15 protein-coding genes are annotated in these 15,848 nt (G+C 37.1%); 13 read left to right on the forward strand and 2 right to left on the reverse strand.

Annotated features, from left to right (window positions below; genetic code table 11):
• Nucleotides 1-33 precede the first annotated feature (33 nt).
• The 4 genes from IEU90_RS02965 (at nucleotide 34) to holA (ending at nucleotide 4,501) form a co-directional block, all read left to right on the forward strand.
• Nucleotides 34-669: a helix-hairpin-helix domain-containing protein gene (locus IEU90_RS02965; RefSeq protein WP_188357694.1), complete on the forward strand. Its 636-nt coding sequence runs from the start codon at nucleotides 34-36 to the stop codon at nucleotides 667-669.
• A gap of 60 nt (nucleotides 670-729) precedes the next feature.
• Nucleotides 730-1,215, forward strand: a complete 486-nt coding sequence (locus IEU90_RS02970) for a ComE operon protein 2 (protein WP_153710585.1) — start codon at nucleotides 730-732, stop codon at nucleotides 1,213-1,215.
• A gap of 221 nt (nucleotides 1,216-1,436) precedes the next feature.
• Nucleotides 1,437-3,488, forward strand: a complete 2,052-nt coding sequence (locus tag IEU90_RS02975) for a DNA internalization-related competence protein ComEC/Rec2 (protein WP_229723567.1) — start codon at nucleotides 1,437-1,439, stop codon at nucleotides 3,486-3,488.
• Nucleotides 3,458-4,501: a DNA polymerase III subunit delta gene (holA, locus tag IEU90_RS02980; RefSeq protein WP_153710583.1), complete on the forward strand. Its 1,044-nt coding sequence runs from the start codon at nucleotides 3,458-3,460 to the stop codon at nucleotides 4,499-4,501. Before IEU90_RS02975 ends, holA begins: the two co-directional genes overlap by 31 nt.
• A 146-nt stretch (nucleotides 4,502-4,647) precedes the next feature.
• Here the strand turns inward: holA and rpsT are convergent, their stop codons facing one another.
• Nucleotides 4,648-4,902, reverse strand: a complete 255-nt coding sequence (gene rpsT, locus IEU90_RS02985; protein WP_003666832.1) for a 30S ribosomal protein S20 — start codon at nucleotides 4,900-4,902, stop codon at nucleotides 4,648-4,650.
• Between the two features lie 260 nt (nucleotides 4,903-5,162).
• Here rpsT and rpsO point away from each other — a divergent pair, with 260 nt between their 5' ends.
• The 8 genes from rpsO to IEU90_RS03025 all read left to right on the forward strand — a co-directional run bounded on the left by rpsO (nucleotide 5,163) and on the right by IEU90_RS03025 (nucleotide 13,645).
• Nucleotides 5,163-5,432 (forward strand): 30S ribosomal protein S15, encoded by a 270-nt coding sequence (gene rpsO, locus IEU90_RS02990; RefSeq protein ID WP_003666833.1) that lies wholly within the window; start codon nucleotides 5,163-5,165, stop codon nucleotides 5,430-5,432.
• A gap of 176 nt (nucleotides 5,433-5,608) precedes the next feature.
• A complete protein-coding gene (locus IEU90_RS02995; protein ID WP_188357695.1) occupies nucleotides 5,609-7,390 on the forward strand; it encodes a ribonuclease J in 1,782 nt (593 codons plus the stop codon).
• 168 nt (nucleotides 7,391-7,558) lie between these two features.
• Nucleotides 7,559-8,464: a hypothetical protein gene (locus IEU90_RS03000; protein WP_188357696.1), complete on the forward strand. Its 906-nt coding sequence runs from the start codon at nucleotides 7,559-7,561 to the stop codon at nucleotides 8,462-8,464.
• 178 nt (nucleotides 8,465-8,642) lie between these two features.
• Complete coding sequence (tuf, locus tag IEU90_RS03005; protein WP_153710580.1) at nucleotides 8,643-9,833, forward strand: elongation factor Tu; 1,191 nt, start codon at nucleotides 8,643-8,645, stop codon at nucleotides 9,831-9,833.
• 196 nt (nucleotides 9,834-10,029) lie between these two features.
• Nucleotides 10,030-11,340, forward strand: a complete 1,311-nt coding sequence (gene tig / locus IEU90_RS03010) for a trigger factor (protein ID WP_153710579.1) — start codon at nucleotides 10,030-10,032, stop codon at nucleotides 11,338-11,340.
• A 139-nt stretch (nucleotides 11,341-11,479) separates the two neighbouring features.
• The gene (clpX, locus tag IEU90_RS03015; protein ID WP_153710578.1) at nucleotides 11,480-12,730 is read left to right on the forward strand and encodes an ATP-dependent Clp protease ATP-binding subunit ClpX; all 1,251 of its coding nucleotides are present in this window, start codon (nucleotides 11,480-11,482) and stop codon (nucleotides 12,728-12,730) included.
• A gap of 23 nt (nucleotides 12,731-12,753) precedes the next feature.
• On the forward strand, nucleotides 12,754-13,344 hold the full coding sequence (gene yihA, locus IEU90_RS03020) for a ribosome biogenesis GTP-binding protein YihA/YsxC (RefSeq protein ID WP_153710577.1): 591 nt from the start codon (nucleotides 12,754-12,756) through the stop codon (nucleotides 13,342-13,344).
• A gap of 1 nt (nucleotide 13,345) precedes the next feature.
• Nucleotides 13,346-13,645, forward strand: a complete 300-nt coding sequence (locus IEU90_RS03025; protein WP_153710576.1) for a nucleoside triphosphate pyrophosphohydrolase family protein — start codon at nucleotides 13,346-13,348, stop codon at nucleotides 13,643-13,645.
• 42 nt (nucleotides 13,646-13,687) lie between these two features.
• On the opposite strand, the gene IEU90_RS03030 is transcribed toward IEU90_RS03025, so the two are convergent.
• Nucleotides 13,688-13,831 (reverse strand): SPJ_0845 family protein, encoded by a 144-nt coding sequence (locus IEU90_RS03030; protein ID WP_163705215.1) that lies wholly within the window; start codon nucleotides 13,829-13,831, stop codon nucleotides 13,688-13,690.
• A 143-nt stretch (nucleotides 13,832-13,974) separates the two neighbouring features.
• Between IEU90_RS03030 and uvrC the strand changes: the two genes are divergently transcribed.
• Nucleotides 13,975-15,786 carry an excinuclease ABC subunit UvrC gene (uvrC, locus tag IEU90_RS03035; protein WP_153710575.1) on the forward strand — a complete coding sequence of 604 codons (1,812 nt, stop codon included), beginning with the start codon at nucleotides 13,975-13,977 and terminating at the stop codon, nucleotides 15,784-15,786.
• Nucleotides 15,787-15,848 lie beyond the last annotated feature (62 nt).

Below are 15,848 nucleotides of genomic sequence, written 5' to 3' on the forward strand. Positions count from 1 at the left end.
TTTTACGTATTTATAATATAGGGGGGTGAAAGGATGGAACAATTAGCAGCGATTTGGGACCGGTATCGGCTGCAAATAATTATCTTAATGATTATAGCCGCTATTGGTGGATACTGGGTAACTAGCAGACATGATAACGATTTGCCTATTTCAAATACAAATACTAATGCTGTTTTAGCAAGTAGTGATAGCAGAGAGAGTATGATGAATTCTAAGCCGGCTAAGTCATCAGTGGCAATTGATATAAAAGGTGCGGTGAAAAGACCGGGCGTTTATCAATTAAAAGCAGAAGATCGCGTAAATGAAGCATTAAGTATCGCTGGCGGGCCGTTACCCAATGCTGATTTGCGCCAAGTAAACCTAGCTAAACAACTGACTGACCAGCAAATGATCTATATACCGGTCCAAGGTGAAACCATTCAAGGACCAGTTGAAACAGGCACTTCTTCTGTAGATGGAGGCCAAGCTGCTAACTCTTCAATGGTGAATTTAAATACCGCAACTAAAGAACAACTGTGCCAAATTACAGGAATTGGCGATAAAAAAGCAGATTTGATTTTACAATATCGCCAGGATCACGGTCAATTTAAGAACGTTGAAGAACTAAAAGAGATAAACGGCTTTGGTGATAAGACGGTTGCTAAATTGAAAGATCACTTATCTGTCTAATTTTTAATTTGATGAAAGTTTTTGCTATACTATACTTCAAATAAAGAGGAGTGAAATATTATGAAACAGAGAATTGGTTGGGATCAGTATTTTATGATTCAAGCAGCATTACTAGCATCGCGGAGTACTTGCAATCGTCTGTCGGTCGGGGCTGTTTTGGTGCGTGATAAGCGAATAATTGCCGGCGGATATAATGGTTCTGTTGCAGGAGATGATCATTGTATAGATGAAGGCTGCTATTTACGAAATGGACATTGTGTGCGAACCATCCACGCAGAAATGAATGCATTATTACAATGTGCAAAGTTTGGCGTTTCTGCAGATGGGGCGAGCCTTTATGTAACTGATTTTCCCTGTTTACAATGTACAAAGAGTTTATTACAGACTGGGATTAAGGAGATAAATTATATTCGTAATTACCATAATGATGACTATGCAATGAAATTAATTAAACTAAAAAATGTTGAACTTCATCAAATTAAATTAGATAGTAATATTTTAGAACAGGTAAATCTGGATCAATACATTAATCCAGAGCAGAATTAGCATATCCATCATTTTTGGATTTTTCCAGCGTTGACTGCTGGATTAGTAACCGCTAGTTTTTTCGGTTCACACTGGTTAGTTTTTTTGTTGCTACTACTATTTTTTCGCTTAAATTAAAGCGTAAAATAGTGCTGAGGATTAGCAGCCTGATATGTGTTTTAATGCTGGGCTTTTGTTTGGTAGTAAAGCGAAATTTGGCGATGAGAGCGGCCAGTGAGCAGGTGAAAATTAAGCAGACGTTATTGGTATACCCAGATAATTTAAAGATTTCTGGAAATTTCATGACGGGGATTGCAAAAGATTTGCGTACTGGGCAACAGGAACTAATTTCTTTCTCGTTAAGATCGAGGCAACAGGCGAATTATATTAATAATCTAACAAAAACTTCTGTTTGGGAAGTTGATGGTCAAATCCAACCAATAATTCCAAATACAAATGAGAATCAATTTGATAAATTGCACTATAGTTACCATCTCCGGATTTGTAACGAATTCCGAATTGATCGAATAATGCTGATCGCTGAGCATGATCATGGAATGAAGAGAATATGTCATGAATGGAGAAAAAAGCTCAGTTTATATTTTAATCGCTTACCATATCCAATTAATGCTTATTGCCAGCAACTAATCATTGGTAACAGTAATGAGGATTCTGCAGAATTAATGATTAGTGTTAAGAAATTAGGACTATTGCATTTGTTCTGTATTTCGGGGATGCATATTGTGCTCTTAACAGTTTTGCTTCGGCGAATATTGGTTCAATTATGGTGGACAAGAGAAATAATTGATTTATTTTTGATTCTCTTATTACCTGTTTACCTAATTATCGGTGGAGGAGCAACGAGTTTAATCCGGGCGACAATAATGGCAGAACTAGGGTTACTTCACGAATATCTTCATTTAGATCAGCTTGACGGGTGGTCCATTAGTTTATTAATCGGTTTAATGATTGACCCAATGCTGCTACTAACTTTAGGGGGCCAGTTAAGCTATTTATTATCCTTTGTATTACAAGTGCTTCCATCATCAATTCATGGGTTTAAACAGTCTCTCTTTTTGAATTTAATAAGTTTACCCTCATTGTTGAGTTACGTATACGAAGTTCATTTTTTAAGCTTTTTAGTTAGTTATTTAATTATTCCGTTATTTGGCGCTATTATTTTTCCAGCTGTGTTAATTGGCGCAGTTAGTTTTAATATTTGCCCGTTCTTAACGTATGTGATTAATAGTGGTTTGCGACATTTTCAACATCTGTTAGACTGGTTATCAAGTTTTCCGGGAATGATTCATTTTGGCAAGCCACCATTATTATTGGCAATATTACTATTCTTGCTAACATTATTAGTATTCTCTCAAGGATTTTCACCCCAATTATGGCAAGTACTAATTTTAATGTATGTTATAACTGGAGGAATTATTCACTTTCCGTTTAATGGGGAAGTTACTTTTGTTGATATTGGTCAAGGTGACTCCATAATTATTCGTGAACCATTTAACCGCCGTGTGTTAATGATCGATACTGGAGGCAAGTTAAACTTTAGAAAGCCTGAGTGGGCTAATGTGGGAAACCACCAAAATGATGCACAACGAATAACGATTAATTACTTAAAAAGCAAGGGGATAAGCCATTTAGATGCGATTTATTTGAGTCATCACGATACTGATCATGTTGGATACTTAACGACAATTTTAGATAATATGAAGGTGAAATGTATAATTGTTCCGGCTGGTATGGAACAGCAGGCTAGTTTTCTTAATAAGGTTAATTGCGCTAACCAAAAGGCAGTAAGGATAATTCCGGTGACTAATGCGATGAAAATTCCTAAGCTGCCGTTACAGATCTTACATCCTTTTACAACTGGAGAAGGGAAAAATGAAGATTCATTGGTTTTAACTGGAAATTTTGGTGGTAAAACTTTTCTTTTTACTGGCGATTTGGATCAGCAAAATGAACAAAAAGTAATTCAAAAATATCCACAATTAAAAATTGATATTTTAAAAGCAGGGCATCATGGGAGTAAGACGTCTAGTAACCTGTCTTTTCTTCAAACGATTGGCCCTAGGTATGCAATAATTTCTGCTGGACGTTTTAATCGGTATCATCACCCAGATAAAATAACAATTGATCATTTTCAAATGTTAAATATAAATTATTTATCGACGCAACGTTTTGGAATGATACAATATATATACTTTGGTCAAAAAGGAAAATTGAAAACTACATTGAGGGGAGATGAAACAAAATGGACGTTACCCAATTATCTGCGCAACTAAAAACAAAGACGCCAGCGATGGTATATTTAGTTCTAGGAACTCAACAGGTACTTCAACAAGAAGCAATTGATAAATTTATAGGACTTATTCCTGAAAACGAACGTGTTATGAATATTGGGCGTTATGACATGGAAACTACACCATTAGCAGTAGCTTTAGATGATGCGATGGCAACCCCTTTTTTTGGTGAACGGCGCTTAGTTATCGTTAATAAGCCTTTTTTTCTAACAGGCGAAAAAAAACATTCGAAAGTTGAACATGACTTAGATAGCTTAAAAAAGTATCTTGAACATCCAGAATCGTCAACAATTCTTGTATTTACAGCACCTTATGAAAAACTTGATGGACGCAAAGGAATTGTAAAACAATTAAAAAAGACAGCAGTCCTAGTTGATGCTAGTCCCCTTAATGAGCAACAAGCGCGGCAAAAGGTATCACAACAATTAGCAACTGATGATTTTGAGATTACGTCAGGGGCATTAGATGAATTGGTCCAGCGAACAAATGCAGATTATGAAATGATGAATGCTAATTTGGCAAAATTAAAGATTTTAGCATATCAAGGGAAAAAAATCGATCAACAAATGGTCGCAGCATTGGTTCCGCAATCATTGGATGAAAATGTTTTTGACTTAGTAACGGCCGTCCTCCAACATAATCAAACGAGAGCTTTAGATTTGTATCAACAACTACTTGCAGGACAGCAGCCACCATTAAGAATAAATGCGGTTCTAGTAGGGCAGTTCCGTTTATTGATTCAAATTAAAACCTTAAGCAATCGCGGCCTCAGTCAGGGAAGTTTAGCAAGTAAGCTCAACGTTCACCCTTATCGAGTTAAGCTTGGCTTAAAGACTATTCGTAATTTTTCAATGGAAAGTCTTGAAAATGCTTATTTAGGTTTAATTCGGATAGAACAATCGTTAAAAACGACTCAACGTGATCCTTCATTGCTGTTTCAGTTGTTTATGTTGCAATATTCTCAACAAAATAAAAAACAATTGATTAAGAAATAGAATCTTTTTAGAAAAATCCCTAGAGTTAAGTCAAAATTAGCTCTAGGGATTTTTGCTATGTAAAGATAAAATGGTCTAATTATTTGCATTTTGAGTGAAATTTAAAAATAAAAAGAGCAACCATTAAATTTAGTTGCTCCTTTTATTTACTTAGCGTAACGTGCTGAAAGACGTGACTTGTCACGTGCAGCCTTGTTAGCCTTGATAAGACCCTTAGAGTGGGCACGGTCAATTGCTGAGATAGCAGCCTTGTATAAGTCATCAAGGTTATCTGCGCCAGCAAGCTTTGCCTTGTCGAACTTCTTAATAGCAGTCCGCATTTGGCTTAATTGTGAAGCATTCCGTGCTTCAGCTTTTTCACTAGTCCGAACACGTTCAATTGCTGATTTGATGATTGGCATGAGTTTCACCTCCGTTACCCGATTTTCAGTTGACCAGAATTTTCAACATTTGTCATTATACAAAAGACTAGCCAGCAATGCAATAGCTAACGCGGATCAAGTCAAAATTTACTAGAAATAGTTGCATCATTAAGAAATATTATGTATATTTGTATAGGTTACTTCAATAAAGTAGCAATTGCCTCTTCTCAGTTTAGCGATCCTCACCGACGTTATACTTAGAACTTAGGCGGATAAATATTGAAAGGTGGGAAAATAGCATGGCTATTTCAAAAGAACGTAAAGATCAAATTATTAAGGAATTTGCAACACACGAAGGAGACACTGGTTCAACACAAGTTCAAGTTGCTGTTTTAACTGCAGACATTAACGAATTGAACGACCACCTTCGTACACACAAGCATGATTACCACTCACAACGTGGTTTAATGAAGAAGATCGGTCACCGTCGTAACTTATTAGCTTACTTACGTCGGACTGACTTACCTGCATACCGTGAACTTATTCAAAAGTTAGGCTTACGTCGGTAATTACTATTGCCCAGGCACTCTACCTTTACTTGAAGGTAGGGTGTTTTTGTTTTTATTCCATAATTCTCATTGATTGTGGTAAGATATTTATAGCTATTATGAACGATAGAAAATTCTTACTGATATACGATTAGTTAGTAAGAGGTTCAAAACTAAATATCAAAGGAGCCAAATCAATGAATAATAATATTAAGATTATTCCTTTTGGTGGTGTACGTGAAAATGGAAAAAACATGTATGCCGTTGAGATTGAAGACCAAATTTTTATTTTAGATACTGGGTTAAAATACCCAGAAAATGAGCTAATGGGGATAGATGTTGTCATTCCTGATTGGGAATATTTACGTGAGCATAAGGATAGAATTGTTGGTGTCTTTTTAACTCATGGACATGCTGACTCGATTGGCGCTTTGCCATACTTCTTAATGGACTTTAATGTTCCGGTCTTTGGTAGTGAAATGACAATTGCTTTAGCAAAGCTGGCGGTTAAGAGCCACAAAGAAGTTAAGAAATTTAAGGATTTCCATGTTGTAGATGCCTCAACCGCGATTGATTTTAACGATGTGACTGTTTCTTTCTTCCAGACAACTCACACAATTCCTGAAACATTGGGAATTGTCTTAGAAACTAAGGCAGGGAATATTGTATACACTGGGGACTTTAAGTTTGATCAAACCGCTAAAAAGGGTTATCAGACAGATTTAGCACGATTAGCCGAAATTGGTTCACAAGGAGTGTTAGCGCTTTTAAGTGATTCTGCTGGGGCTGGAATCACAGGAGCATCTGCCCGAGAACAAGATATTGGTGAGTATATTAAAGAAACTTTCAAGTATCAAAATGGCCGGATTATTGTTGCTAGTGTTGCATCTAATATTATGCGTGTTCAGCAAATTATTAATGCAGCAATTGCAGTAGATCGAAAAATTGTCTTGTCCGGTGAAGATATTGAACAAATTATTGATACCGCAATGGATTTGGGTAAATTAGACTTGCCGGATGATCTTTTTATTAGCCGAAAAGAAGCTGAAAAATTAGAGCCTAATCAGGTTGTTATTTTGGAGACTGGTAAAATGGGTGAGCCAATCAAATCCTTGCAGCAAATTGCTAATGGCGATAACCCTAATTTACAACTAACAGGGACAGACCTTGTGTTTGTAACAACAACTCCTTCGTATGCGCAAGAGACAGAAGTGCAAAAGACAAAGGATATGATTTATCGGACGGGAGCAGAAGTTAAATTTATCTCTGATGATTTAAATCCTTCTGGACATGCTAATCAAAATGATGAACAGTTAATGTTAAACTTCATGAAGCCAAAATTCTTTATTCCTATTCAGGGAGAATATCGGTTGTTGGATCGTCATGCTGAATTAGCAGAGGAAGTTGGAATCCCTAAAGAAAATATCTTTATTGTTAATAAAGGGGACGTTTTAACTTATAAAAACGGTAAATTCCATGTTGGTGAACATATCGATGTAAGTAATACGATGATTGATGGTACGGGTGTTGGTGATATTGGTAATATTGTTCTCCGTGATCGGCGTGTTCTGTCTGAAGATGGGATTTTTGTTGTTGTAGCAACAATCGATCGCAAGAAGAAGAAAATTGTGGCCCGTCCGCAAATTACATCTCGTGGTTTTGTGTTTGTTAAGACTAATCGTCAACTTATGCAACAAAGTGCGGACCTGGTAGAAAAGATTGTTCAAGAAAATCTTGACCAAAAAGAGTTTGATTGGAGTCACTTAAAACAAGATGTTCGTGATAAGCTGAACCGTTTCTTATTCGATCAGACAAAGCGTCATCCGGTAATCTTACCAGTAATTATGGAAATTAATCAGCATGCAAAGAGAAATAAGAATGTTGCTGAGAAAAAAGAAGAAGCTCCAGCAAAACAACGGTCAAATAAAGAGCATCATCGTGGTCGTGGCAGAAAGCGAGCGGCAAGAGAAAATAAATAGTTACAAGTGATGTTGCTATTATGCTAATAGGCTGGGAAAAAGCAAAAAGTTTTTTCTCAGCCTTTATGCATTTCAATAATTAAATTTCTTTTTATGTGAATATATATTTGAACGTGTCATAATTAAAAATGATGAAGATTGCATTTGATTTAGAAAAAGGGTGATACGATGAATGAAGCCCAGCAAGATAAATACCTTCAAGCCAAAAAATTAGTTGACGAAGAGCAGTGGCAAGATGCTAGTGAAATTTTAGAGGGACTTGTAACTGAAGTCGATGATTCTGAAGTAGGGCGATTAACTATTATTGCCCTATATCATACACAGCAGTTCACAAGGGCATGTACGTATTTATTTGAGTATTTAGAAGTGATGTTTGATGATTTTACAGATGCTCAGATTGCTATTAGTATTTTAGTTCAAAATGAATTGTTTATTTTAGCAAGGCAGGTAATTAGTAGCCTTTCCCAATGGCAAGATGAGTTACTGTCCTTAGTAGTTGCAGGCGAAGAAAAGTCACGACAAGAATACCAGGAGACACTGCAGGCACGATTGCGAGACTTTTACCATCTAGGCGATTATTCTCTTACTGAGCAGCAGAGCAGGTTGCAAGCAGGCTTTAAATTACCATTAAATGAATTCATTACAGGCTCTAAATTTTTACTTCGTGATCCATATACTCATCCGCTTGTAAAATCAAGTTTAGTTGAATTACTGTGTAAATTACAGGTGAATGATCCGGTTACTATTTATTGGCTAGATAAAACTGAATACACTGTAATACCAGCCGATTTATTGCCGTTGAATGGATTGCCAATTGTTGCTGAGGGAAAAAGATTAATTTCAATTAAATGCGGAAACCAGAATCCTCAAACGGAAAGGTTAGCAAATCAAGAATTTCAGCTGCAGGCAATGTTTTTATATCCGCGGGTAGAACAAACGATTGTTGATATTGATGAATGGATTAATATTTTAATTGGGCGAATTGAAGGAAAAACAATTGAAGAAGAGTCTGATGCAGCTAAGTGGCAATCCCGTTTAGGAGAACAGATTGATGAATTAATGGAAAAACATTAGTCAAATACATTTACAAATGCGCAGATAGTTGATATTATATTTAAGAATTCTTCTTCAGAGCCTAAGATTAAAGCTTTCAATTGGCGAAAAGAAGTTGTACAATATGTATAAGGGTATGTCGGCCACCGTTTATGGTGTGCTGGCATTATACTTGTAAATTATCAGGAGGTTTTCATTAATGGCTGAAAAAGAACATTATGAACGTACAAAACCCCACGTTAACATTGGTACTATTGGCCACGTTGACCACGGGAAGACTACTTTAACTGCTGCTATTACAAAGGTATTGGCAGCCAAAGGTTTAGCAAAGGCAGAAGATTACGCTGATATCGATGCTGCTCCAGAAGAAAAGGAACGTGGTATCACTATCAACACTGCCCACGTTGAATACGAAACTGAAAAGCGTCACTACGCACATATCGATGCCCCTGGACACGCTGACTACGTTAAGAACATGATCACTGGTGCTGCACAAATGGATGGTGCTATCCTTGTTGTTGCTGCTACTGATGGTCCTATGCCACAAACTCGTGAACACATTCTTCTTGCTCGTCAGGTTGGTGTTCAATACATCGTTGTCTTCTTAAACAAGACTGACTTAGTTGACGATGACGAATTAGTTGACTTAGTTGAAATGGAAGTTCGTGACTTACTTAGCGAATACGATTTCCCTGGTGATGATATTCCAGTTATTCGTGGTTCCGCTCTTAAGGCACTTGAAGGTGACCCAGAACAAGAAAAGGTTATCCTTCACTTAATGGATGTTATTGATGATTACATTCCAACTCCAAAGCGTCCTACTGACAAGCCATTCATGATGCCTGTCGAAGACGTATTTACTATCACTGGTCGTGGTACTGTTGCTTCTGGTCGTATCGATCGTGGTACTGTTAAGATTGGTGACGAAGTTGAAATCGTTGGTTTAACTGATGACGTTCTTAAGTCAACTGTTACTGGTTTGGAAATGTTCCACAAGACTCTTGACCTTGGTGAAGCTGGGGACAACGTTGGTGTACTTCTTCGTGGTATTTCACACGATCAAATCCAACGTGGTCAAGTTTTGGCTGAACCAGGTTCAATCCAAACTCACAAGAACTTCAAGGGTGAAGTTTATGTTATGACCAAGGAAGAAGGGGGTCGTCACACTCCATTCTTCTCAAACTACCGTCCACAATTCTACTTCCACACAACTGATGTTACTGGTACTATTGAATTGCCAGATGGTGTAGAAATGGTTATGCCTGGTGATAACGTTACATTTACTGTTAACTTACAAAAGCCAGTTGCTCTTGAAAAGGGTCTTAAGTTCACTATTCGTGAAGGTGGACACACTGTTGGTGCCGGTGTTGTATCTGACATCTTAGACTAATTTTAAGTGCATGTGCGCTAAAAAGGCTTGGGTTTTCCCAAGTCTTTTTTCTTTAGGAGATTTATTTGAAAAATAACTAGTTGATCAGCTCGCAATAAGTTGCAATTACTGGTCTCCTACGGTAAACTAATATAGTATGTAAAGACTAATTGTTTTTATTAATTAGTCAAATTGATTTGTTATTGGAGGAAATAAAATGTCAGCAAAATGGGAACGCGATAGCGATGCCAGCAAAGGTACATTGACATTTGAAATTGATGTCGACACTATTAACAAGGGAATTGACGAAGCATTCGTTGAAACTCGTAAAAAGATTACTGTTCCGGGCTTCCGGAAGGGTCGTGTCCCACGTCAAATCTTTAACCAAATGTACGGTGAAGAATCATTATATCAAGATGCATTAAACAAGGTATTGCCTGATGCATATAACGAAGCTGTAAAGGAAACTAATATTCAACCTGTTGATCAGCCTAAGATTGATATTAAGAGTATGGAAAAGGGTCAACCATGGGTATTAACTGCTGAAGTTGACGTTATGCCAGAAGTAAAATTAGGTGAATATAAGGGCATGGAAGTTCCAGCTCAAGACACTACTGTTACTGATGCTGATGTTGATGATGCACTTGAAACTAAGCGTCAACAACAAGCTGAACTTGTATTAAAAGAAGACAAGCCAGCTGAAAAGGGTGACACAGTTGTTATTGACTATACTGGTAGTGTAGATGGCAAGAAGTTTGATGGTGGTTCCGCAGAAAACTATTCTCTTGAATTGGGATCAGGATCATTCATCCCTGGATTTGAAGATCAATTGATTGGTCACAATGCTGATGAAGATGTTAATGTAAATGTTACTTTCCCTGAAGATTACCATGAAAAGTCTCTTGCAGGTAAAGACGCATTATTCGAAGTTAAGATCCACGAAATCAAGGAAAAGCAATTACCAGAACTTGATGATGATTTTGCAAAGGATGTTGACGAAGACGTTGATACTTTAGCAGAATTGAAGGAAAAGACTAAGAAACAACTTCAAGAAGAAAAGGATAACCAAGCAAAGGCTGCTATTGAAGATGCTGCTATCAACAAGGCTGTTGCCAATGCTGAAATTGAAGATATTCCACAAGCAATGCTGGACGATGATACTAACCGTCAAATGCAACAATACTTAGCTGGAATGCAGCAACAAGGAATTAGTCCTCAAATGTACTTCCAAATTACTGGTACAAAGGAAGAAGACTTGAAGAAGCAATTTGCTAATGACGCTGCGCAACGTGTAAAGACTAATCTTGTATTAGAAGCAATTGTTGACGATGCTAAGTTAGATGCTACTGAAGACGAAATTGCTAAGGAAGTTTCTGATCTTGCTAAGCAATACGGAATGGAAGAAGATGCTGTGAAGAAGGCATTATCAAACGATATGTTAACTCATGACATCAAGATCCGGAAGGCAGTTGACTTGGTTGCTGATTCAGCAAAGCAAGTTAAGGACGATAAAAAGTCTGACAAATAAGTAATTAGCTTAATGATTACTAATCAAAATGTCCAATCACTTTGATTGGGCGTTTTTTTTGCCAAGGAGAGTTTAATTAGTCGAAATTAAACGGTAATTTTGTTATTATGTTTTAATAAGTCTTAGAGGAGGTCCATTTATGTTTGAAGATACCAGTGGTATGGATTCAGTTCACTGTTCATTTTGTGGAAAATCACAGGATGAAGTAAAAAAAATTGTTGCTGGTCCTGGTGTTTATATTTGTAACGAATGTGTAGACCTTTGTAAACAAATTATTGATCAAGAACTAGCAGAAGATGAAGCAAAAAAGGCATTTCGTGTTCCAACGCCAGAAGAAATTGTTACAGAACTTGATGATTATGTAATTGGTCAAGGCGATGCAAAGAAAACATTAGCAGTTGCTGTCTATAATCACTATAAGCGTGTCAATGCAATGATGAGTGGCGATAACAACGATACTGAATTGCAGAAAAGTAACATTGCAGTGATTGGGCCAACAGGTTCAGGGAAAACATATCTTGCCCAATCATTAGCACGAATCCTTAATGTACCGTTTGCTATTGCAGATGCAACTACCTTAACTGAAGCTGGTTATGTGGGTGAAGACGTTGAAAATATTATCCTAAAGTTGCTCCAGGCGGCTGAATTTGATGTTGAACGAGCAGAAAAAGGGATAATCTACATTGACGAAATTGACAAAATTGCTAAGAAAAGTGAAAACGTCTCAATTACCCGTGATGTTTCAGGTGAAGGAGTTCAGCAAGCCCTATTAAAGATTCTTGAAGGGACAATTGCTAATGTACCGCCTCAGGGAGGACGAAAGCATCCACAGCAAGAGTTTATTCAAGTAGATACTAAAAATATTCTCTTTATTGTAGGTGGAGCCTTTGATGGAATTGAAACAATTGTCAAAGAACGTCTTGGTGATAAGACAATTGGATTTGGTACGGATTCCCGAGAAGCTGAAACTGTTACTGATAAAAACATTTTGCAACATGTTATTCCCGAGGACCTACTTAAGTTTGGATTAATTCCAGAATTTATTGGTCGGTTACCAGTAATGACAGCTCTTGAGAAACTTGATGAAGATGACCTCGTTCGAATTCTTACAGAGCCTAAAAATGCCCTAGTTAAACAATATAAGGAGTTAATTCGGCTTGATGGCAGTGAATTAACCTTTACTGATGGTGCATTACGTGCAATGGCGCAGTTAGCAATAAAACGTAATACCGGTGCTCGTGGGTTGCGCTCGATTATTGAAGATGTTATGCGGGATGTAATGTTTGACTTACCAAGTCGCAAGGATGTTGAAAAAGTTATTATTGATAAACGATGTGTAACTCAGCATACAGAACCTCGTTACGTTTTAAAAGACGAAAAAGCTTCTTAAAAGGTAGGAGATGAGGGATTGGCATGGAAGTTCACAATGTAGATTTGACAATTAGTGCGGTAAGTGATGAACAGTATCCAAAAACTAATATTCCAGAAATTGCATTAGTTGGTCGTTCTAATGTTGGAAAATCATCATTAACCAATGTTTTAATTAATCGGCGGAATTTTGCTCATACATCAAGCCAGCCTGGTAAAACGCAAACTTTAAATTTTTATAATGTTGAAGATAAAGTATATTTTGTTGATGTGCCAGGTTATGGGTATGCAAAGGTTTCAAAAAAGGAACGAGAACGTTTTGGGCAAATGATTGAGCAGTATTTGACCCAGCGCGAGCAATTGCGTGGAGTTATCCAGTTAGTGGATGCTCGACATGCACCAACTCCTGACGATGTTAATATGTATAATTGGCTACAATATTATAATATTCCGACATTGGTTGTTGGAACTAAAATTGATAAGGTAAAGCGGAGTGCGCGGAACCGTCAGCTAAGTCTTATCAAAAAGACCCTTGAAGTTGATAAGTCGACACCGATTATTTTATTCTCTGCGACAGAAAAAAAGGGTAAAGATGATGTTTGGCAATGGATTGAAGAGCGAATGGGGAAGAACTAAGTTGGATTTTAATGAATACCAAAATGCAGCAAAACGAACCTTATATGGAAACGAACAAGTACTGACGAATTGTGCATTAGGATTAGCAGGTGAGTCAGGACAAGTTGTTGATTTAGTAAAAAATTATACTTTTCGGGGACGTAAGTTAGATCGCAAAGAACTCATTCATGAAATGGGTGACGTTTTATGGTACTTATCCCAGATAGCAGAATGGGCAGATATTCCATTTGAAGAAGTAGCTAAGGCAAACATTGACGAGTTAAATCGGCGATATCCGGCTGGTTTCAAAAAACAAGGTTAAATAATAAGCGGGGATATGAATTCATCACATCTCCGCTTATTTTTAATCTTTCTTATCTGCTTTGTCGGTATTCTTTTTCTTGTCCTTATCCACTTTTTCTACTTTTGCTTTTGGCTTTTTCGGGTCAACTGCAAATTGATCAAATAATTTGTCGAGCTGCTCGTTTCTTCTAGTAACTAATCCCATTTGTAAAAGCTCCTTTTCTATATTTGACAAAATGCTAGCATAAATCTTAATAAATAACAATTATTTCTAAACACTTCTTTTGCCAAGGTAATGCTTTTTCAGATATAATATAGTGTTAACAAATTTTTCGGAGGGATTCTACTATGGCCAGTGAACATTTAGAGCATAAACTAGCATTGTTACCTGACAAGCCAGGATGCTACCTGATGAAAAATATTAATGATCAGATAATTTATGTTGGTAAAGCTAAAAATTTAAAAAATCGAGTGCGTTCATATTTTAAGAGTAGTCATACTGGTAAAGTTGCTAAAATGGTATCAGAGGTTGCAGACTTTGAAACAATTGTAACTTCTACTAATAAGGAATCCTTTTTACTTGAAATAACGTTAATTCAAAAACATCAACCGTATTTTAATATTAAGTTAAAAAAAGGAACTGGCTATCCTTACATAAAGATAACCAATGAGCGTGATCCGCAAATTAAAATTGTAAGTAAAATAAAAAAAGATGGCGGATACTACTTCGGTCCATACCCGAATGTTTATGCCGCTGAAGAGACAATGCATTTTATCCAAAAGGTTTACCCATTAAGGCGTTGTAATGGGTATCAGGGGCGTCCCTGCTTGTATTATCATATGGGTCAATGCTTGGGAGCTTGTTTTAAAAAGGTTCCGCAACGCGAGTATGATCACCAAATAAAAAGAATTAAATCATTCCTAAATGGGAATACCACCACAGTGAAGCGACAATTAACCGACAAGATGCTCAAAGCAGCCGATAGCATGGAATTTGAGCGTGCTGCTGAGATTCGTGACCAGCTTCATTACATTGAGGTGACTGTTGAAAAACAAAAGATTATTTCAAATGATAAAACACCTCGTGACTTATTTAATTTCTATATGGATAAAGGGTGGTTATCAATTCAGATTTTCTTTATTCGGCAAGCACGATTGATGAAACGGGAGAAAAAATTATTTCCAATTGTTGACACAGCAACAGAAGAAATGACCAGTTTTATTCTTCAATTTTATAATCGACGGAATAATATCTTGCCTCATGAAATCTTGTTGCCTAAAGGGCTTCCTAATAAAGAAATTAGTGAGATCTTAGGGGTACCGGTTAGGACACCAGTTCGTGGGGAGAAACGGGACCTGTTAGCGATGGCCCAGGAGAATGCACGGTTGTCGCTTGATGAAAAATTCCGTTTATTAGAAATGGATCAAAGTAAAACAACCGGTGCGATGAAGGAAATTACAGACGCACTTGGCCTTCCGGAGGGACACCGAATTGAAGCTTTTGATCATTCCCATATTCAAGGAGCCGATCCTGTAAGTGCGATGGTTGTATTTATTAATGGGGAGCCAGCTAAAAACTTTTATCGTAAGTATAAGTTGAAAACCGTAGTTAATCATGCTGATGAGGCGGCTAGTACAAGGGAAGTTATTCGTCGCCGTTATTCAAGGTTATTAAAAGAAAATAAGCCCATGCCTGATATGATTTTCATGGATGGCGGTGAGATTCAAATGGATGCAGTTAAGGATGTCTTAGAAAATGAATTAGGGCTTGATATTCCAGTAGTGGGAATGGTGAAAAATGATAAGCACCAAACTGCCGATTTATTATTTGGTGATGACGATCATCATATTAACCTGAATCCGCGTAGTCAGGGCTTTTACTTAGTTCAACGGATTCAAGATGAGGTTCACCGATTTGCTATCACGTTTCATCGCCGTGTTCACACAAAGCACTCCCTAAGCTCACGGTTAGATGAGATTAAAGGCGTTGGTCCGCGAACACGAACAAAGTTACTTAAAAAGTACGGTTCAATTACTAAAATTGCCCAAGCGTCAGTTGATGAGATTCATTCATTAGGGATTAATCGTTCAACAGCACAATTAATTAAAGTATCACTTCAAAAAAATGCGGAAGTAGCAAAGCGAAGTAGTCATGACTGATTTTGACACACATTAAATTTTTAAATATACTAAATATTAGACTAAAGAACGGAGACATTCAT

It is taken from the genome of Limosilactobacillus caviae, from assembly GCF_014635905.1.
In the GTDB taxonomy this organism is placed as follows: domain Bacteria; phylum Bacillota; class Bacilli; order Lactobacillales; family Lactobacillaceae; genus Limosilactobacillus; species Limosilactobacillus caviae.